This window comes from Streptomyces flavusporus, assembly GCF_046267975.1.
GTDB lineage: Bacteria > Actinomycetota > Actinomycetes > Streptomycetales > Streptomycetaceae > Streptomyces > Streptomyces flavusporus.
Map to the genome: position 1 here is coordinate 9,216,458 of NZ_CP176503.1, position 23,455 is coordinate 9,239,912.

Consider the following 23,455-nt stretch of genomic DNA (forward strand, 5'->3'; position numbering starts at 1 on the left):
AGCGGGCGAGGAGCAGGTGCTCGAGGAAAGCCGGGCGTCGGCGTCGACACGCAGGGTGTGCAGCACTCGGTGCATCGGGGCTGAGAGGTCGTCGATCATCGGGACTGCCTCGCGCGGATGCAGGGTGCGGCGGGAATGCGTACTACAGGACAGGGTCCCGCTGCCTATACGAACTCGCATCCGTAGCGTCCCTGGCGGGATGCCCCTGAGCGGATCCTGCGGACGTGGACGCGTTCGGCCTGCGACAGTGCGGCGGGGTGCGGCCTGCGTCTCTTGAACAGACTCGTGGGTCGCCGACTTCTTACCACCTCCACGACCTGGGACGACGCCGACGCGTGTTCGATTTTCTGGCGCGTCGAGCACGAGAACCGTGAAACAGACCTCACACGCCTAGGTGCACGGCGGACATTCCTCTTCAGTGGCATAATTGTAGAAGATGGCGGAGTACGGCTTTTGCTGAGCAGCAACATCTGACTGCAGGGCCAGAATCAAAGAATTTCCCTTGCCTGGCAAGTAACCCTCCGGAAACTCAGAATTGAGGCGCCATGAAGCATATGGAAACCGAGGCACCCCCGACCGGCCAGTCACCGCCGGAAGTGCCCCAGGTCGACGTCACCCTGAACGTGAACGGCACACTCCACCGGCTCCGGCTCGATGCGCGGGTCACGCTGCTCGACGCGCTGCGTGACCACCTGGGCCTGACCGGGGCCAAGAAGGGGTGTGACCAGGGTGCGTGCGGGGCCTGCACGGTGTTGGTGGACGGCAAGCGTGTGGTGTCGTGTCTGGCGCTGGCCGCGCAGTACGAGGGGCGTGAGATCACCACGGTGGAATCGCTGTCGGTCGGCGGGGAGCTGCATGCCGTGCAGGCGGCGTTCGCCCGGCATGACGCGTTCCAGTGCGGCTACTGCACGCCGGGGCAGATCATGTCGGCGGTCTCGCTCATCGCCGAGGGACGGGCGAACTCGGAGGAGGACATCCGTGAGTTCATGAGCGGCAACCTCTGCCGCTGTGGCGCCTATCCGAACATTCGCGCAGCGATCCGCGACGTTGCGGCGGGGGGTTGATCCATGCGTCCCTTCGACTACGTCCGGGCCACCGACGCCGAGCAGGCTGTCGCCGTGGTCAGCGCCGATCCGCGCGCGTCGTTCCTGGCCGGCGGCACGACGCAGCTGGACCTGATGAAGGACGGGGTCCTCGGACCGGAGCGGCTCATCGACATCACCCGCCTCCCCCTCGGCGGCATCACGCACACCGACTCGGCGATCCGGGTCGGGGCGCTCACGACGATGGAGGAGCTGGCCGCCGATCCCGTCGTCGGGGAGCGGCTGCCGTTCGTGCGGGAGGCTCTGCTGCTCGGCGCCTCGACCCAGCTGCGCAACATGGCCACCATCGGCGGCAACCTGCTGCAGCGAGCCCGGTGCCGGTACTTCAGGGATCCCACCGTCGCCGCCTGCAACAAGCGCAACCCGGGCTCGGGGTGTGCCGCCATCACGGGCATCCAGCGGATGCACGCCATCCTCGGCACCAGCGACCACTGCATCGCCCTGCACGCCTCGGACGTCGCGGTTCCGCTGGTGGCGCTGGACGCCGTCGTCCACGTCCGGGGGGCGAACGGAACACGGTCGATCCCCCTGACCCAGTTCTATCTCCCGCCGGGCGACACCCCTCACATCGAGAACGTGCTGCAGCACGGCGAGCTGATCACTGCGCTCGAGATCCCCCTGCTCCCCGAGACCGCACGGTCGCACTACCTGAAGGTCCGTGACCGTGTCTCCTACGAGTTCGCGCTGGTCTCGGCCGGCGTGGCCCTGGTGATCGAGGACGGTGTCGTTCAGGAGGCGCGCGTGGCGCTGGGCGGGGTCGGCACCGTCCCCTGGCGATGCTGGGACGCGGAGGGCGTCCTGCGGGGGGCCCGGGCGGGCGCCGACGTCTTCCGCACCGCGGCGGAGGCGGCCCTGGAGGGTGCCCGGCCGCTGCCCGGCACCGCGTTCAAGGTGGAGTTGGCCAAGCGCACCCTCGTGCGCACGCTCGAGACGGTTGCAGGAGCAGCATCATGACGACTCTCGAAACCGGCACGGTCGTCGGGGCGGGCCTGGACCGCGTGGACGCCCCGCTGAAGGTGACCGGATCGGCTCATTACCCCAACGATTTCTCCTTCCCCGCTATGGCGCACGCCGCCCTGGTGGGCAGCACCATCGCCGCGGGGCGCATCCGCGGCATCGATGTGACCAGGGCCCTTGCGGCGCCGGGTGTGCTGGCCGTCATCACGCACCTGAACGCGCCGAAGCTGGAACGCGGCCCGATGACCCTGCTGGGCGGATCGCCTCCGGCTCCGCTGCAGGACGACCGCGTCCTGCACTACGGGCAGCACATCGGCATCGTGGTGGCCGAGAGCGCCGAGCAGGCCCGGCACGCCGCACGGCTGGTACGCGTCGAGTACGAGCCGGCCGAGGCCCTGCTCGACGTGAACGATCCCCGCGCCGAGATCGTCGAGAACCCCTGGGGGCTGGACACCGAGCGCGGTGACGTCACCGCCGGATTCGCCCGGGCGGACGTCGTCGTCGAGGAGACCTACACCACCCCCGACAACACCAACAACCCGCTCGGTCTGATGTCCACCGTCGCGTACTGGCACGGGGACGCGCTCACCGTGCACGACTCCACGCAGTGGCCGCACAACGTGCGTGCCTCGCTGGCCACGATTTTCAAGGTCCCCGAGAGCGGCGTCCGCGTCCTCGCCCCCTTCGTCGGCGGCGGCTTCGGGGCCGGGCTGCGGGTGTGGTCCCACGTCATCCTCACCGTGCTGGCCGCCCGCGAGGTCGGGCGCCCGGTCAAGCTGGTGCTGTCCCGGCCGGAGATGTTCACCTCCGTGGGGCACCGGCCCAACAGCGTCCAGCAGATCAAGATCGGCGCCACCCGGGGCGGGGACCTCGTGGCCATCGAGCACCACGGCATCTCGTCGGTGGCGATGGAGGACGACGACTACGAACCGGTCTCCTTCGGTTCGGCCGTCTCCTACGCCTGCCCGAACGTGCTGACCCGCGACCGGCAGGCCCGGCTGAACATCCCCTGCCCGGGCTCGATGCGCGCGCCGGCCGAGGGGCAGGGCAGCTTCGCTCTGGAGTCCGCCATCGACGAAGTCGCCCACGCCGTCGGCATGGATCCCCTCGAGATCCGCCTGCGCAACTACGCCGAGGAGAACCCGGTCCTCGGCCTGCCCTGGTCGAGCAAGGCGCTGCGGGAGTGCTATCTCGAGGGCGCCGAGCGGTTCGGCTGGTCGCGGCGCACCCCGGAACCCGGCTCCATGCGCGACGGCCGCTGGCTCGTCGGCTACGGCCTGGCCGGCGTCTCCTACCCGTTCTACCAGGTGCCGTGCCAGGCCCGGGCCTCGGTGCGCCACGACGGCTCGGCATACGTGCGCAGCGCCGCCACCGACATCGGAACCGGCACCTACACGGTGATGACCCAGCTGGCGGCCGAGCTCCTCGGCCTCGACGTCGCCCGGGTGCGGTTCGACCTCGGCGACTCCGACATGCCCTACGCGCCCCAGGCCGGCGGCTCCGGCCTCACCGGCGCCCTCGGCAACGCCGTCCACGCCGCCTGCCGGCGCCTGGTGCGGGAGTTCCTCGACGTCGTGCGCGACGACGCCGAATCCCCGCTGCACGGCGCCGCGCCCGACGACGTGACCGTCACCGACGGGCGCATCCACCGCATCGGCAATCCCGCACAGGGTGAGACCTACACGGAGATCCTGACCCGTCACGGCCTCGAGGAGCTCAGCGCCGACGGCCGGAGCACCCCCCCGCAGGCCGAGGAGCTGGGCATGGCGCTCTCCGGCGCCTTCGGAGCCAAGTTCGTCGAGGTGCGCCTCGACCCCGAACTGGGCCTGCTGCGGGTGGCACGGGTCGTCTCCGCGATCGACGGCGGGCGCATCCTCAACGAGAAGACCGCCACCAGCCAGATCATCGGCGGCACGGTGGGCGGCATCAGCCAGGCGATGTTCGAGGAGACGGCCACCGACCAGGGCACCGGCCGCATCGCCAACGCCACCTTCGGGGACTACCTCATGCCGGTCAGCGCCGACGTTCCCGACATGGAGGTACTCTTCATCGGCGGACCCGACCGGGCAACCGCCGTCGGCACCAAGGGAGTCGGCGAAATCGGCCTGGTCGGCCTGGCCGCGGCCATCGGCAACGCCGTCTTCCACGCCACCGGCCGCCGCATCCGCTCCCTCCCGATCACCATCGACCAACTCATGCTCTGAGAGACCGGCTCCGCGGCCGATGAGCCGCGGAGCCGTCCTCGTCGCCGGCGCCACCGTCCGGCGCAGTATCGCACCGCCGCAGTCCGGGGAGAAACCATGCTGGACATCGCACGAGAGCTGTGTCAGTTGCTTGAGCAAGGCCGTGACTTCGCCGTCGCCAGCGTGGTCGCGGTCAGCGGCAGCGCACCGCGTGCGCCTGGCGCCGCCCTTGCTGTGGACAGCGACGGCACGGCCGTCGGTTCGGTCTCCGGCGGTTGTGTGGAAGGCGCGGTGTACGACCTGTGTCAGCAGGCGCTGCAAGACGGTGAGACCGTCTTGCAGCAGTTCGGGTACAGCGACGAGGACGCCTTCGCCGTCGGCCTCACGTGTGGCGGGGTCATCGACATCATGGTCACACCGGTCCGTGCCGGTGATCCGGACCGGGACGTCTTCGCTGCCGCGCTGTTGGCCGCACGCTCACAGGAGACGGTTGCGCTGGCTCGTGTTGTCGACGGGCCGGCCGAACGGCTCGGTCGCGCGCTGACAGTCCACTCCGACGGGTCGTACGAGGGAACGCTGGGTGACCAGCCGCAGCTGGATCGCACCGCAGCAGCCAGAGCTCGAGCAATGCTGGAACTCGGGCGCACCGGGACAGTCGTGATCGGCGAGGAGGGCTCCTACTGCGGTCGCCCGCTGACACTGCTGGTCGAATCCAGTGTCCCGGCCCCCCGCTTGATCGTCTTCGGAGCGATCGACTTCGCGGCAGCGCTGGTACGGCTCGGCAAATTCCTCGGCTACCACGTAACCGTCTGCGATGCCCGACCGGTATTCGCGACCCAGGCGCGTTTCCCCGACGCGGACGAAGTGGTCGTCGACTGGCCTCACCGCTACCTCGCAGCCACTCGGCTCGACAACCGAACGGTGCTGTGTGTGCTCACGCACGATGCCAAGTTCGACATACCGCTCCTGCAACGAGCGCTGAAGCTGCCGGTTGCCTACGTCGGGGCCATGGGCTCCCGGCGCACCCACGACGACCGCATACAGCGCCTGCGCGCAGCAGGGGTAACCGATCACGAGCTGGCCCGGTTGCGTTCACCGATCGGCCTCGACCTCGGCGCGGGCACGCCCGAGGAGACGGCCCTGTCGATCGTTGCCGAGATCGTCGCCGATCGACAGGGCGGCTCAGGCCTACCACTGGCCAGTACACGCACTCCCATTCACCATGACACGGCTTCCCTCTCCGGTTGCGCCGTGCGAGAGCAGCCAATGCCGACTGCCGCTCCTCGTCTTCTCGACGACAGCGCATCCGTCAGATGACTCACCCACACCAGCACTGCGCAATGCGCAGAAGGAACGCCCGTTCGATGCCTGGCTCCGGTGGACGGCTGATGTGACACCGAGGCCGGCAGGCGGCCACGAAGCTCTCCCCAGCTGCTCGGAAGCGGTCTGCGCGTGCCTGGTACTGGCTTCCCTAGGGACAGCTTCCCAGGAAAAGATCTCCCTGTATGCCAGGTCTCTCCGTCACGACGATGGATTCCGCAAGGAGCCTTCGTGCACGAAAGGCCGCCTCCGCCACATGGTCGTCCGTGTGGCGGAGAACTGCGCATCCAACGGAGACACCATGCGTGAGTACACCGAGCTGTACATCGACGGCGCCTGGCGCGAGCCCCTCGACGGAACGGTCATCGATCTGACCGACCCTGCCACCGGCGAGGTGTCCGGACGGGTGGCGCTCGGCGGCGAGGCCGACGTCGACCTGGCGGTCGCCGCGGCCAGCCGCGCATTCCCCTCTTTCTCCCGGACCACCCGCCAGGAGCGCATAGATCTGCTGGAGCGGATCGCCGACGAGTACGAGCGGCGCGCCGAGGACATGGCCCAGGCGGTCACCGCCGAGCTGGGCTGTCCGCTGCCGCTGTCCCGTGCCATGCACGTTGCCGCCGGGCTGATCCAGTTCCGGGCCGCTGCCCAGGTGCTCAAGACGTTCGCGTTCACCGAAGACCGTGGCACCACCCACATCCGCAAGGAAGCCATCGGCGTGGCGGCTCTGATCACTCCGTGGAACTTCCCCGCCCTTCAGCCGGCCGGCAAGACCGCCTCGGCGCTCGCGGCGGGCTGCACCGTCGTCCTCAAGCCGGCTCAGCTGGCTTCGTACTCGGCTGTCGTCCTGGCCGAGATCCTGGAGGCCGCCGGCGTCCCCGCAGGTGTCTTCAACCTCGTCACCGGCCGCGGCTCGGTGATCGGAAACGCACTCGCGTCGCACCCTGACGTCGCCGTCGTGTCCTTCACCGGCTCGGGTGAGGCCGCGCTCCAGGTGAACGCCGCCGCGGCCAAGAGCGCCAAGCGCGTGGCCACCGAGCTCGGCGGCAGGTCTCCGCAGGTGATCATGCCCGATGCGGACATGGACGTCGCGGCGGGCACAGCGCTCACCTGGCTGGTGGCCAACACCGGACAGATCTGCAGTGCGCCGAGCCGGACCCTGGTGCCGCGCGAGCGGCTGGAGGAGTTCCTGTCCGTGCTGCTCCCGCGGATCGAGTCCATCAGGATCGGCGACCCGCGCGCAGACGACATCGACATGGGCCCGCTGATCTCTGCCGAGCAGTGGCAGACCGTCCAGCACTACATCCAGGCCGGCCTGGATGAGGGAGCCCACCTGGTCACGGGTGGCCTCGGCAAGCCGCATGGCCTGGAGCAGGGGCACTTCGTCAAGCCCACTGTCTTCACCGGGGTCACCAACGACATGACCATCGCCCAGGAAGAGATCCTCGGGCCGGTGATGTCGATCATCACCTACGACACGGTGGACGAGGCTGTCGAGATCGCCAACGACATCCGGTACGGCCTTGCCGGTTACGTCACCGGCGGCGATCCGGCGGACGCCGCGGACGTCGGTTCCCGTATCGAAGCCGGCTACGTGATCGTCAACAACGCCGATTTCGACTGGACCGCTCCCTTGGGCGGCTGCAAGGAGTCCGGCAACGGCCGCGAATGGGGCCCCGAGTGCATGCAGGAATACCTGGAGACCAAGGTCGTGCTGGGGCCGCTGCCGACCGACGCGGGATCCCATCGGTAAATGGCAAGACTGAGATGGCAACACTGATGGGACGCCGTCCGTGACCCGCGTGGCTTCGCGCTGAAGTTCTACACCGAGGAGGGCAACTACGACCTCGTCGGCAACAACACCCCGGTGTTCTTCATCAAGGACGCCATCAAGTTCCCCGACTTCATCCACACGCAGAAGCGCGACCCGTACACCGGCTCGCAGGAAGCCGACAACGTGTGGGACTTCTGGGGGCTCAGCCCGGAGAGCACCCACCAGGTGACCTGGCTGTTCGGCGACCGCGGCATTCCCGCCTCGTACCGCCACCTGAACGGCTACGGCTCGCACACGTTCCAGTGGAACAACGAGGCCGGCGAGGCCTTCTGGGTCAAGTACCACTTCAAGACCGACCAGGGCATCAAGAACCTGACCGCCGAGGAGGCGGAGGCCCTGGCGGGCAAGGACCCCGACTCGCACCAGCGCGACCTGCGCGAGGCCATCGAGCGCGGCGAGTTCCCGACCTGGACCGTGCAGGTGCAGATCATGCCGGCGGCGGACGCGGCGACGTACCGCTTCAACCCGTTCGACCTCACCAAGGTGTGGCCGCACGAGGACTACCCGCCGATCGAGATCGGGAAGCTGGAGCTCAACCGCAACCCGGAGAACATCTTCGCCGAGGTCGAGCAGTCGATCTTCTCCCCGGCGCACTTCGTGCCCGGCATCGGCCCGTCCCCGGACAAGATGCTCCAGGGCCGCCTCTTCGCCTACGGCGACGCCCACCGCTACCGCGTCGGCATCAACGCCGACCACCTGCCGGTGAACCGCCCGCACGCCACCGAGGCGCGCACCAACTCCCGTGACGGCCATCTGTACGACGGCCGCCACAAGGGCGCGAAGAACTACGAGCCGAACAGCTTCGGCGGCCCGTTCCAGACGGACCGGCCGCTGTGGGCCTCCACCTCGGACTTCACGGCCGGCACGGGCAACCACCCGGCGCCGGTGCACGCCGAGGACGACGACTTCGTCCAGGCGGGCAACCTCTACCGCCTGATGTCCGAGGACGAGAAGGAGCGCCTGATCGACAACCTGGCGGGCAGCATCGCCGGGGTGTCGCGCGACGACATCGCCGAGCGGGCGATCGACAACTTCCGCCAGGCGGACGGTGACTTCGGCAAGCGGCTGGAAGCCGCGGTCCAGGCCCTGCGCGGCTGACGCGCCGCTTTGTGCCTGAACCGGCGCCGCTTTCGCGGACCTGGTTCCTCGCCGACGGGGTTTGCTCAAATGATGGTTGCGGCTTGGGGCGGTGCCTGTGCGGATCCTTTCCACACAGGCACCGTTGCGCATCAGCTCACCGGCTCCGGGCGGTCAAGGACCATGAGGTGCCGGAAGCCGCTGTGGGTCATGGCCTGCGCGGCATCTTCAGTGGGCCCGCTCGATGTCCGGGTCGTGGCGCAGATCGACGGAGAGACGGCGGAGCTGTAGTACGCGTCGTCCGGAACGTCGAACAGCACGTCGGCAGCCCGTTGGATCACTTCGATCTTCATTTGGCCCCGACGCGGGTTCAGCGGGCAGAGGCTTCAGCCGTCGGGACTGTCGTCGGCAGCGCCGGTGCGCCGGCTCGTGGCCTCGGAGTCGAGTGCGTCGCGCAGCATGGCGCGCGACGTGATGCCCAGCTTCGGATAGGCCTGGTACAGATGCGCGCCCACGGTCCGATGAGAGAGGAACAGGCGCTCGGCGATCTGCTTGTTGGTCAGACCGGAGGCCGCGAGCCGGGCGATCTCCAGCTCCTGGGGCGTGAGCGTGTGTGCCTTCGATTCACCTGAACCCCGCCTGCTCCAGCCCGCGGCTCGCAGCTCCTTCTCTGCACGTTCGGCCCACGGCCGCGCTCCCAGGTGCTCGAATGTTGCCAGCGCGGCGCGCAGCGGCTTCCGGGACTCGGCCGTCGCCCTGACCCGCCGCAATCGCTCCCCGTGGGCGAGTTGGACGCGTGCGAAGTCGAAGCGCCATCGCTCGGCTGCGGGAGTCGCCAACGCCTGCGCGAACAGCCGTAGCGCCTCCTCGTCGTCGGTGGTGCACAGGGCGGCCGACGCGTCCATCAGCATGGCGTGTCGGGGGGACACGGCGGCCGTGTGTGCCTCCCGCATGGCACGTACGTGCTCGGCCGCATCCTCGGGCCTGTTGGTCCGGATGGCGGCCTCCACCAGGTCCATCGCCACCCATAGGGCATGCGGGGTGTGCGACGCGAGGTTCCCGGCGGGGCTGACGGCATTCGCGTGCTCGTAGGCCAGCGAGAAGTCGCCGAGTCCCAGGGCTGCCACCGCAGCCGCATGGTGCGCATAGTGCGCGGCGCAGTGCGCTCCGCGGGGGACGGCCCAGTTGATTACGCGGTGGGCCGTCGCAAGGCTCTCGTCCGCATGCCCGCGAGCGCCCAGCACGATGGACTTGACGTAATGGAAGTACCAGGCGAAGGCGCTGTATCCGTGGTCTTGGCAGATTTGGAGTCCCTCGTCGGCGAGGTCGAGTGCCTCGTCCCACATGCCGGTGAGGTAGTCGTCCAGGCACAGGTGGATCAGAGCGGACATGTATCGCCTTGCCGCACCGCCGTCGCGTCCCGTGCGCACCACCCGCCACGCCGCTTCGCGGACTTCGCCGAGCCGGTCGAGGTAGAGGGCCGCCGTGCCGACGCGGTTGATCTGGATGGGGTCGGTCTCCCCGGGAAGGCTCGCGACGAGCAGGTCGAGTTCCCCGGACGCCGCCGCGCCGGTGCGCGCTGGGTCGGAGAACGTCCTACCCAGTACGGACAGGAGGACCGGGGGCTCCGGCTGCAGCCGTTCCAACACCCGGTAGTAGGGCTGCCACAGCTCATGCCGGGCACCGAAGAAGCAGAGCACCGCCAGCATGTGAAGCGCGTCGACGAGCGCCTTGTTGCGGGCGTCATACCTGTGGGTTTCGGCCGCGGACTCGACGACGGCGACCAGCAGTCGGTGAGCAGTGTCGACATCACCGTCGCTGTTGAGGTCGAGCAGCGCCGCTGCTGTGGCGAAGTGCAGCGAGCCTTCGTCGAGCTCCGGGGAAACGGACCTGGCGTCGTCCAGGAGCTTGCGAGCACTGTGAAGTGCGCCGGTGGACTCAGCGCCAATGTAGGCCGCCTCCGCGAGGCGGCGGCTGCGGTTTGGTCCCTGGGGGGTGAGGACTGCAGCCCGGACAAGCGTCCGCATCCCGCCGTTCGCGTCACCACGACGCAGGGTGAGGCGCGCTGCGTGCTCCAGCAGGGCGGCAACCTCCTCGTCGGGTTCCAGGGTCGCCTCACCCAGGTGCCAGGCGCGGCGCTCGGGCTGGTCGACGAGGACCTGGGCGAGCGCCCCGTGTGCTGCGCGTCGTTCGCTGCTGGTCGAGTTGCCCACCACGGCGGAGCGGATCAGCGGGTGGCGAAACCTCAGGCGCCGCGTCCTGTCCTCGATGTACACCAGTTGGTCACGCTCGGCGGGCGCGAGATCGTCCAGGCTGTATCCGTCGTTCGCCTGCCGCGAGGCCGCCTGCAGCACACCCAGGTCGCCGCTCCCTTCCAGCGCCGCGAGCAGCAGCAGACTCTGGGACGGCATGGGCAGCCCAGTCACGCGGGAGCCGAACAACGTCTCCAGGCGCCGGCTGAGTGGGAGCACGGCGGGCGGGTCAGCCAGCGCCGGCTGCAGTGCTGTCGGTAGTTCCAGCAGCGCCAGGGGATTGCCGCCCGCCACAGCCAGAAGGTGTTGGCGCACATTGCGCGCGAGGACGGGGAACTTGCTACCGATCAACTGAGCCGCCGACTCCGCGTCGAGCGGTGGCAGCTCGTACGTGGGCAGTGCGCCGCCCTCGGAGAGGCTATGAGCTCCGGGGCGCGCTGCGGCGAGCATGCTCACCCCGATGCCGGCCACCCGCCGGGCGACGAAGCCCAGCACGGCGGTGCTCGCCCGGTCGACCCAGGGCAGGTCATCGATGATGATCAGAAGCGGATCCCCGGCGGCGACCGTCTGGAGGAGTCGCAGTACAGCGTTGGAGACGAGGAGCCGCTCCGGCGGCCGACCGCTGTCGAAGCCGAGCGCCACGCGGAGGGCGTCACGGAAAGGCAAGTCGAGGTCGTCCAGGGTGTCCAGGAACGGGAAAAGGATCTGATTGAGGCCCGAGTAGCTGCAGTCTGCCTCGAACTCCACGCCGGCGGCGCGGAGGACCCGGATGCCTTCCGCCTCCGCGGCCCCCGCCAGCGCGTCCAGCACCGCCGTCTTCCCCACCCCGGCATCGCCGGCCAGCAGCAGCGCCCCGCCGCCCGCCCCGATACGCAGCAGATCATGGATCCGGCGGAGGTCACCGTCCCGACCGATCAGCGTTCCCGTCGCACTGTGCCTGGCTGAGCCACCACCGATCACAACCACTTTCCTCTACACTTCAACGCTTGCCCTGGTCATGGATGCGTCAGAGTCATCCTTCGTTTCGGAGGGGTAACTCTGTGCACGGCCGCAAAAACCCAGGCGGACCCTAGACAGTATGCATGACATTTCGTTGGACATGACGTCCAACTGGGGTCAGTCGGACAACTCGGTTGTCTAGAGGGAGGGTTGGGCGGCCATACGCCGGTGGGGCGCTGCGGCGGTGGGTTAGCCGGTCGTGCCCAGTGCCTGCCGCAGGACGAGAACGGCTTGGGTGATCGCCCCGCGTGCCGCAGACGTCGACGACAGCGGGGTGAGCACGACGAAATCGTGGATGACGCCCTCGTACCGCGTAGCGGTTACCGCCACTCCTGCCGCACGCAGCTTGGCCGCGTACGCCTCGCCTTCGTCCCGTACGACGTCCGCCTCCGCGGTGATGACGAGCGTCGGCGGCAGTCCGGCGAGCTGCTCCTCGGTCGCCCGCAGCGGGCTTGCAGTGATCTGCGTGCGCTGCGACTCATCGGGCGCGTACTGGTCCCAGAACCAGCGCATCGCTTCCCGCCGTAGGAAGTAGCCGTCAGCGAAACGGCGGTACGAGCCGGTGTCGAAGTTCGCATCGGTGACCGGGTAGAACAGTACCTGCTGGACGAAACTGACGTCCCCGCGCTCCTTTGCCAGCAGCGTCAGGGCCGCACTCAGATTGCCGCCCGCGGAGTCCCCCGCGACGGCCAGCCGCGTCGGGTCGATGCCGTGGTCGGCTCCTCGGCGCGCGACCCACCGGGCCACCGCGTAACACTCCTCCAGGGCGACGGGGTAACGGACCTCCGGGGAGAGCGTGTACTCGGGGAAGACCGCGACGGCCTGTGCGCCCACCACCAGGTCACGGATCAGCCGGTCATGGGTCAACGCGCTGCCGAAAACCCAGCCCGGGCCGTGGAGGTACAGGATGGCGGGCAATGCCCCGATGGCCCCCTTGGGACGGACGATGCGCACCGCGACACTGCCGTTCGGTCCCCCCGAGACCGCGATCCACCTCTCGTCCACTTCGGGCATGCCCGCCTGCCAAGACCGCCCTTCCTGCCCACCGTGCGTGCCTTGCACGGCAGGTGTCGCCTCTGCCGCCCGTCCCGCTTCCGCCATCCCTGCCGTCTGCATTCTCTGCATGGCTTTGCGGCCTTCCACCGGCCCGAGATCTGTGAGGTACGGCGGCTCTGCGGTGGCTTCCGTGAACGCGCGGGCTTCCGGTTCGAGCACCGGTTCCGCAGGGTTGGAAGATGGGTCGGACATCACACACTCCTTTACGGTGGTGGCGTCGGACTCGGAAGCTCAACGCCCGGTACGCCTGCGCCGCGCAGCCGTGGAGGCGCACTTGGGTACCGGCGAAGGCGAAGATCACCTGCGATGGAAGCACCGGCGGAGCCCCCAGTGCATCAGTCACATGACTGGGAAGTGCGGGCCTGCTGCCGCGCACGGCTGTCGTACTGACCGGCGTCGCCCGCTGTGGTGCAGCGATCCGGCGGGCGCGCAGGTCGGGCCGTCGCCAGGCAGGCGCCCGACTGGGAGAGGCCAGGCGGGGCGCCTGCGGGGGGCACCGGGATGGTGACACGGTGGTGCGTACGCCTAGTACTCCAGTTGCACTTCGCTATCGCCGCTGGTCAGAGGCTGGTTTCTGGGCATACTCAGCTGACGTGTCGTCATGTGGCCGGAGTTCGTGACTAGCAGCACTTGATCGCTGTTGTGCTGATCGTGCAAGACGACGTGCGGCCTGGTGTCTGGGCTTCGGAGCTTGAGGAGGTGCTGTTGCGGGTCGGTTACCGGTTCGGCCGGGTCGGTCTGCGGCGGCGGATGCGGGACTACGTGCGCGGGCTGCTCGGCCCTGTCGGCCGGAAGAACGGCTGGCAGCTCGCGGAGTATGTCGGCCACGACGTCCCGGCCGGCTTGCAGCACCTGCTGAACCGGGCCCGGTGGGATCCGGATGAGGTCCGGGACGACCTGCAGGAATACGTGGCCGAACGGCTCGGTGAGCCCGACGGTGTCCTGATCATCGACGAGACCGGCTTCCTCAAGAAGGGCACCCGCTTCGGCGGGCGTGCAGCGGCAGTACTCCGGCACGGCAGGATCGTCGCCCTGGCCCAGGAAGCCGGCGTACCGCGCAACGCACTCACCCAGCGTCACCCGGACCTCAAGAACGACTTCTACGCCCAGGTCAGAGCGCGCGGACAGACGCCGGACACCGAAATCCGCCTGCGCCAGCAGATCGTCAAACTCAAGGAGCTCCGAGCCAAAGACGCAGAGGAGCTGTCCCATCTGCGGACCGGCATCGATCACCTGGTCCGCGCTGTTAACCAACTGACCGTGGAGAACCGACAGCTGTGCGGTGCACTGTCGCAGCCCACCTTCCCCGTTCGAGTGCTACCAACCCAACCGCACCCTAACCGGTCACTCTGAGTCACCACTCGACGTGCAGAAGTGGAGCGGCACCTTGCCCCGGCCCGAACGCGCCGCACCTTCCTACTCGGCGTCGGTGCCGCGTCAGGCGTCCTCGTCCGGAGCCGGGGCGGCAGGATCCTCCGGGCCGGCGCGGAGCATGGCGCGATACAGGGCGTCGTGCTCGGGTGAGGCGGGCAGAGGGCCGCGCGCCGGCGCCTCACAGGACTGGATCAGCAGGGCGACGACGCGTCGCCAGGCGTCGGGGGCGGCATGACCGGTGGCGTTGACGACGCCCGAGTTGGCCATATGGATCAGGACCAGGTCCGAGGGATCGAAGTCCTCCCGCAACCGGCCGGTCGCCTTGGCGCGGCTGATGAGCTCCACCATGGCCTCGTACGCCTCGCTGCGCCGCCGCTCCATGGCCTTGGCGGTGGGAAAGGTCGTGGTCAGGACGTCGGCGAAGCCGTAGTCGGCGGCCTGCATCGCGCAGGCGGCCTCGATATAGCCGGTGAAGCCGTCCCACGGGTCGGGGTTGTCCAGAGCGGTGGCGACCGCCTCGAAGTAGGCGTCCATCCGGTCCGCGAAGACGGCGGCGACCAGGTCCGCCTTGGCCGGGAAGCGACGCAGCAGGGTAGCGATCCCCACGCCCGCCTCACGGGCAACGGAAGCCATGGAAGCGTCCAGTCCGTCACGCGCGTAGACGGTGCGCGCAGCGGCGATGATCCTCTCCCGGTTGCGCTCGGCGTCGCTGCGCAATGGCCGGTCAGCGGGGGTGTCGGGGCGTGGGATGCGAGGAGTCATGCCCGCCACTCTAGCAACTGGAGAGCCCTTTCCAGTTTCCGTGTTACGGTGGCCTCAGTGAAACGGAAGGGCCTATCCAGATAGAAAGTGGATAGACCTATTCAGATCGCGAGAGTTTCGAGACTCCCGTGTCTGCACCGGCCGCATGAAGCTCGCACCCCCATCAAGGCATGACGAAAGGATCGCTGTGACCAGCATCGCCATCGTCGGAGCCGGCCCCCAGCTGGGCCTGGCCATCGCTCGCACCTTCGGCTCCCAGGGCTTCGACGTCGCCCTGATCTCCCGCAACCGCGAGAAGCTCGACGGCCTCGTCGAGCAGCTCACCGCGGAGAACATCACCGCCGCCGCGTTCCCCGCGGACGTACTCGACCGCGACGCTCTCACCCAGGCCCTCAAGGACGCCGCCGCACGATTCGGCGGCATCGACGTCCTGGAGTACTCCCCGGTGGGATCGTTCGGCTCCACCGCCCTGACCCACCCTACCGAGACGGATCCGTCCCACGTGCAGCACGAGATGGAGTTCCAGCTGTACGGGGCGATCGCCGCCACGCAGGCGGTGCTGCCCGCCATGCGCGAGGCCGGAGCGGGCACCCTGCTGTTCACCACCGGCGCCGGATCCCTCGACCCCGTCCCCGCCGTCGCCAACGTCAACGCCGCCGCGGCAGCGTTGCGCAACTGGGTGATCAACCTGCACAAGGAGCTGGACGGCACCGGCATTCAGGCCGCCCATGTCGGCATCGACGTGTCCATCGGCATGTCGGTCGTCCCCGGCTTCCCGACGGCCAAGCCCGAGGAGATCTCGCCCGTCTACTGGGAGTTGCACACGACCAAGCGCGACCAGGCCGAACTCGTCTTCAGCGGCTGAACCCCCCTTTTGCCGGGCCGCCCGCTGAGGCCCTTGTGAGTGGCCCCGCCCGGCCAGGAGGGCGGGGCCGGGGCGGCTTCGGCGGTATACCCGCCCCGCTGATCCATCGGCCCATCGAGCTCCCGACTACCGGGGCCGCCCCGCGGCCTGCAGCGAGTTCGGCCCGCTCCGCTCCGGCCCCGGGCCATCCCCAGTTACAAGGAAGTAGGCAAGCATGACTGCCACCACCACCTCGTCAGACACCGCCGCCCCGGTGTCGTCCGATCCGCGCGCGGCAGATGCCGTGGACGCGTTCAGGGACGCCCTGCTCCGCATGCGCGACGGAAAGGAACTGACCGTCAAGGACCTCGACACGACTGCCGACCTGCTTCAGATGGTGCAGGCACCCACCGGAGGCTCCCTGGCGGCGGAGGTCATGCCGCATTTCAGGGAGGTCTTCCATCCAGGCCGCGACAGTGGCACTCCTGCCGGTCGGGCAGGGATATCCATGAGGGCGGAGTCGAGCCATGTCGTTCACTGAAGCGGTACGCACGTGCCTCGTGCCCAAGTACGCGACGTTCTCCGGCCGGGCCCGACGCTCGGAATACTGGTGGTTCTCCGTGCTGTACGTCGTCGGCACACTCCTGCTGGCCGGCATCAGCCTCGCAGCCGGGGCGCCGCTGCCGAATGTGCTGTTGCTGCTGCTCATCGTGCCCATGCTGGCCGTCTCGATCCGCCGACTGCACGACACCGGCAAGTCCGGCTGGAGGATGCTCATCGCGTTGATCCCGCTCATCGGCCCGATCCTCTACCTCGTGGGCATGACGGTGGACAGCGACACGGGCGCCAACCAGTGCGGCCCCTCGCCGAAGGCAGCCGGCTAGCGCGGCGACCTCGTCCCACGCGCGGAGCCCTCGCCCTCGAGAGGATCGACCTGGACCGGGTGGGGCCCTGGGCTTCGCGAAGGAGCTTCCCCATCGCTCACCTGTGACGTGTTTCTGGACGGCGGCCCCTGCGCAGGCCGGACGGTGACGCTCAGGAGGCGTCCGCTCCGGTACGGGCCACGTGGACCATGGCGCGGTACAGGGCGGTGGGCTCGGGGGCACCGGCCAGTGAGGGCAGGGGTGCGCCGGGAGCGGCGTAGGAGCGCAGCATGTGGCCGACCAGGCGGCGCCACGTATCGGGCGCCGCGTCCCCGGTGGCGGCGACGACGCCGGCGTTGGCCATGAGCAGGATGACGAGATCCTGGGATACGAAGTCCTCGCGCAGGTGGCCGGTGGCCTTGGCCCGGCCGATGAGTTCGAGGAACCCGTCGTACGCCTCGGCGCGCCGGGTCTCCAGGGCCTTGGTGGCGGGGAAGGTCATGGTCAGCACGTCGGCGAAGCCGCGGTCGGCGGCCTGCATGGCGCACACGGCCTGGATGTAGCCGGTGAAGCCGTGCCAGGGGTCGGGGTCGGCCAGGGCGTCGGTGACGGCTGCGGCGTAGCCGTCCATGCGGTCGGCGAAGACCGCGGTGATGAGTTCCTCGCGCGTGGGGAAGCGACGGGACAGGGTGGCCTTGCCGACGCCTGCTTCGCGGGCGACTGCGGCCATGGAGACGCCGAGTCCTTCGGTGGCGTAGAGGTGGCGGGCGGCGGCGAGGATGCGTTCCCGGTTGCGCTCGGCGTCGGCCCGCAGCCCCTGCTCGGGCTGCTGACCTGTGGTTTCGGCGGGGTCTGTGGGTGTGGTCATAAATCCATCCTAGCGAAGTGGAACAGGCGTCCCACTTGCCTTGTTACGCTGATGACAGAGAAACGGGAAGCCCGTTCCACTTATGTGAAAGGTGATGGCCATGCGTGCCGTAACCCTGGATTCCGTACCCGCCACCCCGGCCGTGGGCGAGGCGGACCTGCCCCGCCCCGAGGCCGGCGAACTCCTTGTGAAGGTGGCCGCCTCCTCCGTCAACGGCTTCGACGCCGCGACCGCGGCCGGCTACCTGCAGGGAATGATGGAGCACCGCTTCCCGCTGGTGGTGGGCAAGGACTTCGCGGGCACCGTCGAGGCCCTCGGTGAGGGCGTGGAGGGCTTCGCCATCGGCGACGCCGTCTTCGGCGTGATGATGAAGCCGTTCCTGGGCACCGGGACCTTGGCCGAGTACGTCACCGTGTCCGCCGAGTACGGCGTCACGGTGATCCCCGAAGGTCTGGACGTGACCGATGCGGGCGCGCTGGGGCTGGCCGGGACCGCGGCCCTGGACAGTGTCAACGCCGTGGCCGTCAAGCCGGGCGAGACGCTGCTGGTGTCCGGTGCCACCGGTGGCGTGGGCGCGCTGGCCGTGCAGATCGCCGCCGCGCGGGGCGTGCAGGTGATCGCCACCGCCCGCCCCGGCGCCGAGGCCGACCTCGTGCAGGCCCTCACGGACTCCGAGGTCCACCTGGTCGACTTCACCGGCGACCTTCAAGCCCAGGTGGGCGCCTTCGCCCCCGGCGGGGTGGACGCGGTGCTGCACCTAGCGGGCGACGGCGCCCAGCTCGCCGGTCTGCTGCGGCCGGGCGGCCGGATCGCCTCGACCCTCGGCTTCGGCCCCGACGCCGTCACCGGCCAGGACATCACCGCGCACTCCGTGATGGCCGACCCGAACCCCCAGACCCTCGATCCGCTGGCCGCCGACGCCGCCTCCGGCGCGCTGCGCGTCCCGGTGACCGCCACCTACCCGCTGGAGCAGGCCCCGGAGGCATTCGCCGCGTTCGGCGCCGGCGCGCTCGGCAAGCTCGCCATCACCTGCTCCTGACCCCGCCCTCGCACCACTGTGAAAGAGATCTGATCGTGCCCACTCTCGCCATCGTCGGCGCCGGCCCCGGCATGGGTCTGGCCATCGCCCGCACCTTCGGCGCCCGCGGCTTCGACGTCGCCCTGCTCGCCCGCACCCCGAAGAAGCTGGACGACCTCGTCGACCAGCTCGCATCGGAGGGCATCACGGCCGCCGCGTTCCGCGCCGACGTGCTGGACCGTCACTCTCTGACCGCCGCGCTGGACGCGGCCCGCGCCCGCTTCGGCTCCATCGACGTACTGGAGTACTCCCCGGCCCCGCACTCCCCGGTGCCCGGCTTCACCATGGCCGCCCCCAGCGAGGTCACGGTCGACAACCTCCAGCCGCAGATCGAGTACACCTTCTACGGCGCCGTCACCGCCGCCCGCGCGGTGCTGCCCGCGATGCGCGAGGCCGGGGCAGGGACGCTGCTGTTCACCACCGGCGGCGGCTCCGTCCACCCGATCCCCATGCTCGGCAACGTCAACGCGGCCGGAGGGGCCCTGCGCAACTGGGTGCACAACCTGCATGGCGAGCTGGCCGGCAGTGGCATCTACGCCGCCCACGTGGCGATCAACACCTGGATCGGCGAAGGCGGCCCCGAGGGCATCCCCTCGGCGACCCCCGAGGAGATCGCGCCCCTGTACTGGGACCTGTACGAGCGCCGCGACCAGGCCGAACTCGTCTTCAACGGCTGACACTCCACCCGCTTCCCGAGACCCACTTTCCGAACACAGACAGGACACCCCCATGACCAAGCTCAGCGGCAAGACCGCACTCGTCACCGGTTCCAGCCGGGGCATCGGCCGGGCCACAGCCCTCGGCCTGGCCCGCGAAGGGGCCCTGGTCACCGTGCACTACGGGCGCGACGAGCAGGCCGCCAAGGAAACCGTCGCCCTCATCGAACAGGAGGGCGGCCGGGCCTTCCCCGTCGGCGCACAACTGGGTACGCCCGGCGCCATCGACCAGCTGTTCGCCGGTCTCGAGGCCGGCCTGCGCGAGCACACCGGGCAGACCGTCCTGGACATCCTGGTCAACAACGCCGCCGCGACGACGCCCGGAGACGCTCCTGAGGAGGTCACCGCCGAACAGCTCGACGAGATCTTCGCGGTCAACGCCAAGGCCCCCTTCCTCATCGTCCAGCGCGCCCTCGGACTGATCCCGGACGGGGGACGCATCGTCAACATCTCCTCCGCGGTCACCCGGATCGCCATCCCCACACAGGTCGTCTACGCGATGTCCAAGGGCGCGATCGACCAGCTCACGCTGCACTTCGCACGGCACCTCGCCCCCCGTCAGATCACGGTCAACAGCGTGCTCCCCGGCGCCACCGACAACGGCAGCGCGGCCTTCCAGACGCCCGAGGTCCGCGAGCCCATGTCCCAGCTGTCGGCGTTCAAGCGCCTCGGCGAGCCGGAGGAGATCGCGAACGTGGCCGTCTTCCTCGCCACCGAGCAGGCGCGCTGGATCACCGGAGCATCCCTCGACGCCACCGGCGGCAGCCTCCTCGGCTAGCGGGAAGTCTGCAGGCTCCGTCCTCTCACCACCGTGAGGGCGTCGACGCCCTCAGCTTCGCCGACCCGGACTTCCTACACCCGCCCGACGGACCGACGGCCCCGCCCGAGGCGGTCGCCGCCGGCCCGCTCGGCTCCGCCTCTGCATCTCACACTCTCCATCTCCCTCTCACCGAAGGGCCCAGTCCCCGATGAACGTCTTCCTGTGGATCGTGCAGGCCGTGCTGGCCGGCATGTTCGCCATGGCCGGTGTCATGAAATCCACCCAGCCCAAGGAGAAACTCGCCGCCAAGCTGCCCTGGGTGGCCGACTTCTCGCCCGGCACCGTCCGCCTCATCGGCGTCGTGGAGTTCGCCGCCGCCCTGGGGCTGATCCTGCCCGCGGCCACCGGCATCGCCCCGGTGCTGACCCCGCTGGCCGCGACCGGCCTGGCCATCACGATGCTCCTGGCCGCGCTCACCCACGCCCGCCGCAAGGAACCCTCCGCGATCGCCTTCAACGCCGCCCTGCTGATCCTGGCCGTCCTAGTGGCCTGGGGCCGCTTCGGCCCCTACAGCTTCTGAACCCCTTCTGACCACACGGCCCACACGGGCCACCGCACACTTTTGCGACCTGCCAAGGAGACATGACATGCAGATCCACGCGCTGGGCTACCTCGGATTCGAATCCCCCCGCTACGAGCAGTGGCTGACCTTCGGCCCCGAGGTGTTCGGCCTGCAGATCGGCGAGCGCGGCGCCGACGGCACCGTGCACCTGCGGATGGACGACCGCCACCGCCGCCTGTCCATCCACCCCGGCGAAGAGGAGCGCCTGGCCTACGTCGGCTGGGAGCTGTCGGGCAAGGCCGCGTTCACCGAGGCCGTCGCCGAACTGGAAGCCAAGGGCTACAAGCCGGACCTCGGCAGCTCACAGGACTGCGCCAACCGGCAGGTGCAGGGCCTGGCCCGGTTCGCCGACCCCTTCGGCTTCCCCCACGAGATCTACTACGGGCCCACCTTCACCGCCGGCTCGTTCCTGCCCGGCAAGCCCATGGCCGGAACGTTCGTCGCGGGCACCGACGGCGTCGGACACGTCGTCTTCGTCGTCCCCGAAATCACCCCCGAACTGGAGGAGTTCACCACCGGCGTGCTCGGCCTGGAGCACTTCGGCGGCTGGACGGCCACCACCCCCGACGGCAGCATCTCCGGCCCGCAGTTCTACCGCTGCAACCCGCGCACCCACTGCCTGGGCTACGTCGGCGTGCCCGGCATGAAGGGCGTACAGCACATCGCGCTCGAGTCCACCCACCTCGACGACGTCGGCCGCGCCTGGGACCTGGTACAGGAGCGCGACGACATCCCCGTCACCGTCACCCTGGGCCGGCACATGTCCGACACCCTCATCAGCTTCTACATGCGCTCGCCCACCGGTTTCGACATCGAGTTCGGCGCGAACGGCGAACTGCTGCCCGACGACTTCGTGCAGACCAACCCCTCCACCTCCGAAGCCTGGGGCCACAAGTTCGTCGCCGACGGCTGGGCCCCCACCGTCCGCCGCATCGCCCCCTGACCCACCGCACCGGCAAGGAGCCATCCCTCATGCGTGTCACCGTCTTCGGCGCCACCGGCGGCATCGGACAACTCGTCGTCCAGCAGCTGCTGGACAACGGCCACCAGGTCACCGCCCTGGCCCGCACCCCGGCCAAGCTCACCCTCACCCACCCGAACCTCACCCTCACGACCGGCCGGCTGTCCGACCCGGCCGCCGTCCGCACAGCCGTAGCGGGCGCAGACGCGGTGATCAGCGCACTCGGCCCGTCCCTGGAGCGCTCCGTGACCGGCACGCCGCTGACCGAGGGCACACAGAACATCGTCAAGGCGATGGAAGCGGAGAAGGTGACCCGCTTCATCGGACTGGCCACGCCGTCCCTGGCCGACCCGAAGGACAAGCCGCACTGGAAGCACCGGGTCCTGCCCGTCATGGCCAAGCTCATGTTCCCGAACGCGCTGGCCGAGCTCACCGGCATGACCGCAGCCGTCACCCGGTCCGGCCTCGACTACACGATCGCCCGGATCACCAACCCCACCGACAAGCCCGCCACCGGCCGCACCCGGTCCGGGTTCCTCGGCCACGACAAGATCGGCTCGGCCATGAGCCGCACGGACATCGCCGCCTTCCTCATCGCCCAGCTCACCGACACCCGCTACCGGCGGGCCATGCCCGCCATCAGCAACTGACCCGCCGGGTGGCGCCGGCAGCCTGAATCACCGGCCGGCGCCACCCGGCACCGCAAGGAGCCCGCCGTGGAACTCGGCATCCTGTCCCTGTCCGACCTTCAGAGCGACCCCACCACCGGCAAGCTCCACGTCCCCGCGACCCACACCCGCGAGATCGTCTCCTACGGCATCGCCGCCGACCGGGCCGGCCTCGACGTCTTCGCCCTCGGCGAGCACCACAGCGCCGACTTCGCCGTCGCCAACCCCGCCGTCCCCCTCGCCACGATCGCCCAGGTCACCACGAACATCCGCCTCACCAGCGCCGTCTCCGTCCTGCCCACACTGGACCCGGTCCGCCTCCACCAGGACTTCGCCTCCCTCGACCTCATCAGCGACGGACGAGCCGAGATCATCGCCGGTCGCAGCGCCTTCCTCGAAGCCTTCACCCTCTTCGGCATCGACCCCGCCGACTACGACAGCGTCTTCGCCGAGAAGCTCGACCTCCTGCTTGCGATACGCGACAACGAGCACGTCACCTGGACCGGCCGCAGCCGTCCCGCCCTGGACCATCTCCCCGTCCCGCCCCGCCCGCAGCAGACCCGGCTGCCGCTGTGGCTGGGCGTCGGAGGCACCCCCGCCAGTGCACAACGCGCCGGGCGCCTGGGCCTGCCGGACGCGACCGGGACGGTCTGGCCGCAGGCGGTCACACAGACGTGCGTCGTCCACCTGATCCGAGCGTCGTTCCGCTGCGCGGGCCGCCAGGACTGGGACAAGATCTCCCGCGCGCTCAGGCCCATCTACACCGCGCCGACCGCGAAGGCCGCCGAGGACCGCTTCCTGGACTTCCAGGAGGAATGGGGCGCCAAGCATCCCGCGATCGTGCGTCTTTGGGAGAACGCCTGGGCGGAGTTCGTGCCGTTCCTCCAGTTCGACACCGAGATCCGCCGCGTCGTCTGCACCACGAACGCTACCGAGTCGGTCAACGCGCGCATACGCAAAGCCGTCCGGGCCCGCGGGCACTTCCCGAACGAGGCCGCCGCGCTGAAGTGCGTCTACATGGCCGTCATGAGCCTGGACCCCACCGGCCAGGGCCGCAAACGCTGGACTATGCGATGGAAGCCGGCCCTGCAGGCCTTCGACATCGCCTTCGACGGCCGACTCTCCCTCGGCCGCCGCTAACTCACACCACACGAGTTACAC

20 protein-coding genes and 2 pseudogenes are annotated in these 23,455 nt (G+C 69.4%); 17 read left to right on the forward strand and 5 right to left on the reverse strand.

Going from position 1 to position 23,455, the window contains the following annotated elements; genetic code table 11:
- Positions 1-545: 545 nt before the first annotated feature.
- The 6 genes and pseudogenes from ACKTSN_RS43445 to ACKTSN_RS43470 form a co-directional block, all read left to right on the forward strand.
- Complete coding sequence (locus ACKTSN_RS43445; protein ID WP_409474092.1) at positions 546-1,064, forward strand: (2Fe-2S)-binding protein; 519 nt, start codon at positions 546-548, stop codon at positions 1,062-1,064.
- Between the two features lie 3 nt (positions 1,065-1,067).
- On the forward strand, positions 1,068-2,057 hold the full coding sequence (locus ACKTSN_RS43450; RefSeq protein WP_409467733.1) for an FAD binding domain-containing protein: 990 nt from the start codon (positions 1,068-1,070) through the stop codon (positions 2,055-2,057).
- Entirely contained in the window at positions 2,054-4,264 is a 2,211-nt protein-coding gene (locus ACKTSN_RS43455) for a xanthine dehydrogenase family protein molybdopterin-binding subunit (protein WP_409467734.1), read from the forward strand. The genes ACKTSN_RS43450 and ACKTSN_RS43455 overlap by 4 nt, the downstream gene beginning before the upstream one ends.
- Before the next feature lie 96 nt (positions 4,265-4,360).
- On the forward strand, positions 4,361-5,560 hold the full coding sequence (locus ACKTSN_RS43460) for an XdhC family protein (RefSeq protein ID WP_409474093.1): 1,200 nt from the start codon (positions 4,361-4,363) through the stop codon (positions 5,558-5,560).
- A gap of 304 nt (positions 5,561-5,864) precedes the next feature.
- Complete coding sequence (locus tag ACKTSN_RS43465) at positions 5,865-7,313, forward strand: aldehyde dehydrogenase family protein (protein WP_409474094.1); 1,449 nt, start codon at positions 5,865-5,867, stop codon at positions 7,311-7,313.
- A gap of 30 nt (positions 7,314-7,343) precedes the next feature.
- Positions 7,344-8,492: pseudogene (locus ACKTSN_RS43470) on the forward strand (catalase); the annotation flags it as partial.
- A gap of 131 nt (positions 8,493-8,623) precedes the next feature.
- On the opposite strand, the gene ACKTSN_RS43475 reads toward ACKTSN_RS43470, so the two are convergent.
- The 3 genes from ACKTSN_RS43475 to ACKTSN_RS43485 all read right to left on the reverse strand — a co-directional run bounded on the left by ACKTSN_RS43475 (position 8,624) and on the right by ACKTSN_RS43485 (position 12,970).
- Positions 8,624-8,824 (reverse strand): hypothetical protein, encoded by a 201-nt coding sequence (locus ACKTSN_RS43475; RefSeq protein WP_385516250.1) that lies wholly within the window; start codon positions 8,822-8,824, stop codon positions 8,624-8,626.
- Between the two features lie 33 nt (positions 8,825-8,857).
- On the reverse strand, positions 8,858-11,683 hold the full coding sequence (locus ACKTSN_RS43480; RefSeq protein WP_409474095.1) for a helix-turn-helix transcriptional regulator: 2,826 nt from the start codon (positions 11,681-11,683) through the stop codon (positions 8,858-8,860).
- A 228-nt stretch (positions 11,684-11,911) separates the two neighbouring features.
- Entirely contained in the window at positions 11,912-12,970 is a 1,059-nt protein-coding gene (locus tag ACKTSN_RS43485) for an alpha/beta hydrolase (protein WP_409474096.1), read from the reverse strand.
- 471 nt (positions 12,971-13,441) lie between these two features.
- Here ACKTSN_RS43485 and ACKTSN_RS43490 point away from each other — a divergent pair.
- Positions 13,442-13,802 (forward strand): annotated as a pseudogene (locus tag ACKTSN_RS43490) (transposase); the annotation flags it as partial.
- A gap of 413 nt (positions 13,803-14,215) precedes the next feature.
- On the opposite strand, the gene ACKTSN_RS43495 reads toward ACKTSN_RS43490, so the two are convergent.
- Positions 14,216-14,914: a TetR/AcrR family transcriptional regulator gene (locus ACKTSN_RS43495; protein ID WP_409474097.1), complete on the reverse strand. Its 699-nt coding sequence runs from the start codon at positions 14,912-14,914 to the stop codon at positions 14,216-14,218.
- A gap of 187 nt (positions 14,915-15,101) precedes the next feature.
- Between ACKTSN_RS43495 and ACKTSN_RS43500 the strand changes: the two genes are divergently transcribed.
- The 3 genes from ACKTSN_RS43500 (at position 15,102) to ACKTSN_RS43510 (ending at position 16,642) form a co-directional block, all read left to right on the forward strand.
- Entirely contained in the window at positions 15,102-15,779 is a 678-nt protein-coding gene (locus tag ACKTSN_RS43500) for an SDR family NAD(P)-dependent oxidoreductase (RefSeq protein WP_409474098.1), read from the forward strand.
- A gap of 214 nt (positions 15,780-15,993) precedes the next feature.
- Positions 15,994-16,299, forward strand: coding sequence for a hypothetical protein (locus tag ACKTSN_RS43505; RefSeq protein ID WP_409474099.1), 306 nt, complete (start codon positions 15,994-15,996; stop codon positions 16,297-16,299).
- The gene (locus ACKTSN_RS43510; protein WP_409474100.1) at positions 16,286-16,642 is read left to right on the forward strand and encodes a DUF805 domain-containing protein; all 357 of its coding nucleotides are present in this window, start codon (positions 16,286-16,288) and stop codon (positions 16,640-16,642) included. Before ACKTSN_RS43505 ends, ACKTSN_RS43510 begins: the two co-directional genes overlap by 14 nt.
- 151 nt (positions 16,643-16,793) lie before the next feature.
- Here ACKTSN_RS43510 and ACKTSN_RS43515 read toward each other — a convergent pair whose 3' ends face one another.
- Positions 16,794-17,489, reverse strand: a complete 696-nt coding sequence (locus tag ACKTSN_RS43515) for a TetR/AcrR family transcriptional regulator (RefSeq protein ID WP_409474101.1) — start codon at positions 17,487-17,489, stop codon at positions 16,794-16,796.
- Positions 17,490-17,589: 100 nt separating this feature from the next.
- On the opposite strand from ACKTSN_RS43515, the gene ACKTSN_RS43520 reads away from it, so the two are divergent.
- From ACKTSN_RS43520 to ACKTSN_RS43550, 7 genes are all read left to right on the forward strand, one after another.
- Complete coding sequence (locus ACKTSN_RS43520) at positions 17,590-18,528, forward strand: NADP-dependent oxidoreductase (protein ID WP_409474102.1); 939 nt, start codon at positions 17,590-17,592, stop codon at positions 18,526-18,528.
- A gap of 35 nt (positions 18,529-18,563) precedes the next feature.
- Complete coding sequence (locus tag ACKTSN_RS43525) at positions 18,564-19,244, forward strand: SDR family NAD(P)-dependent oxidoreductase (protein ID WP_409474103.1); 681 nt, start codon at positions 18,564-18,566, stop codon at positions 19,242-19,244.
- A 52-nt stretch (positions 19,245-19,296) separates the two neighbouring features.
- A complete protein-coding gene (locus ACKTSN_RS43530; protein ID WP_409474104.1) occupies positions 19,297-20,061 on the forward strand; it encodes an SDR family NAD(P)-dependent oxidoreductase in 765 nt (254 codons plus the stop codon).
- Positions 20,062-20,251: 190 nt separating this feature from the next.
- Positions 20,252-20,623 carry a DoxX family protein gene (locus ACKTSN_RS43535; RefSeq protein ID WP_409474105.1) on the forward strand — a complete coding sequence of 124 codons (372 nt, stop codon included), beginning with the start codon at positions 20,252-20,254 and terminating at the stop codon, positions 20,621-20,623.
- Between the two features lie 67 nt (positions 20,624-20,690).
- Positions 20,691-21,608, forward strand: a complete 918-nt coding sequence (locus ACKTSN_RS43540; RefSeq protein WP_409474106.1) for a VOC family protein — start codon at positions 20,691-20,693, stop codon at positions 21,606-21,608.
- 29 nt (positions 21,609-21,637) lie between these two features.
- Positions 21,638-22,276, forward strand: coding sequence for an NAD(P)-dependent oxidoreductase (locus tag ACKTSN_RS43545; protein ID WP_409474107.1), 639 nt, complete (start codon positions 21,638-21,640; stop codon positions 22,274-22,276).
- Positions 22,277-22,342: 66 nt separating this feature from the next.
- The gene (locus ACKTSN_RS43550) at positions 22,343-23,434 is read left to right on the forward strand and encodes an LLM class flavin-dependent oxidoreductase (RefSeq protein ID WP_409474108.1); all 1,092 of its coding nucleotides are present in this window, start codon (positions 22,343-22,345) and stop codon (positions 23,432-23,434) included.
- Positions 23,435-23,455 lie beyond the last annotated feature (21 nt).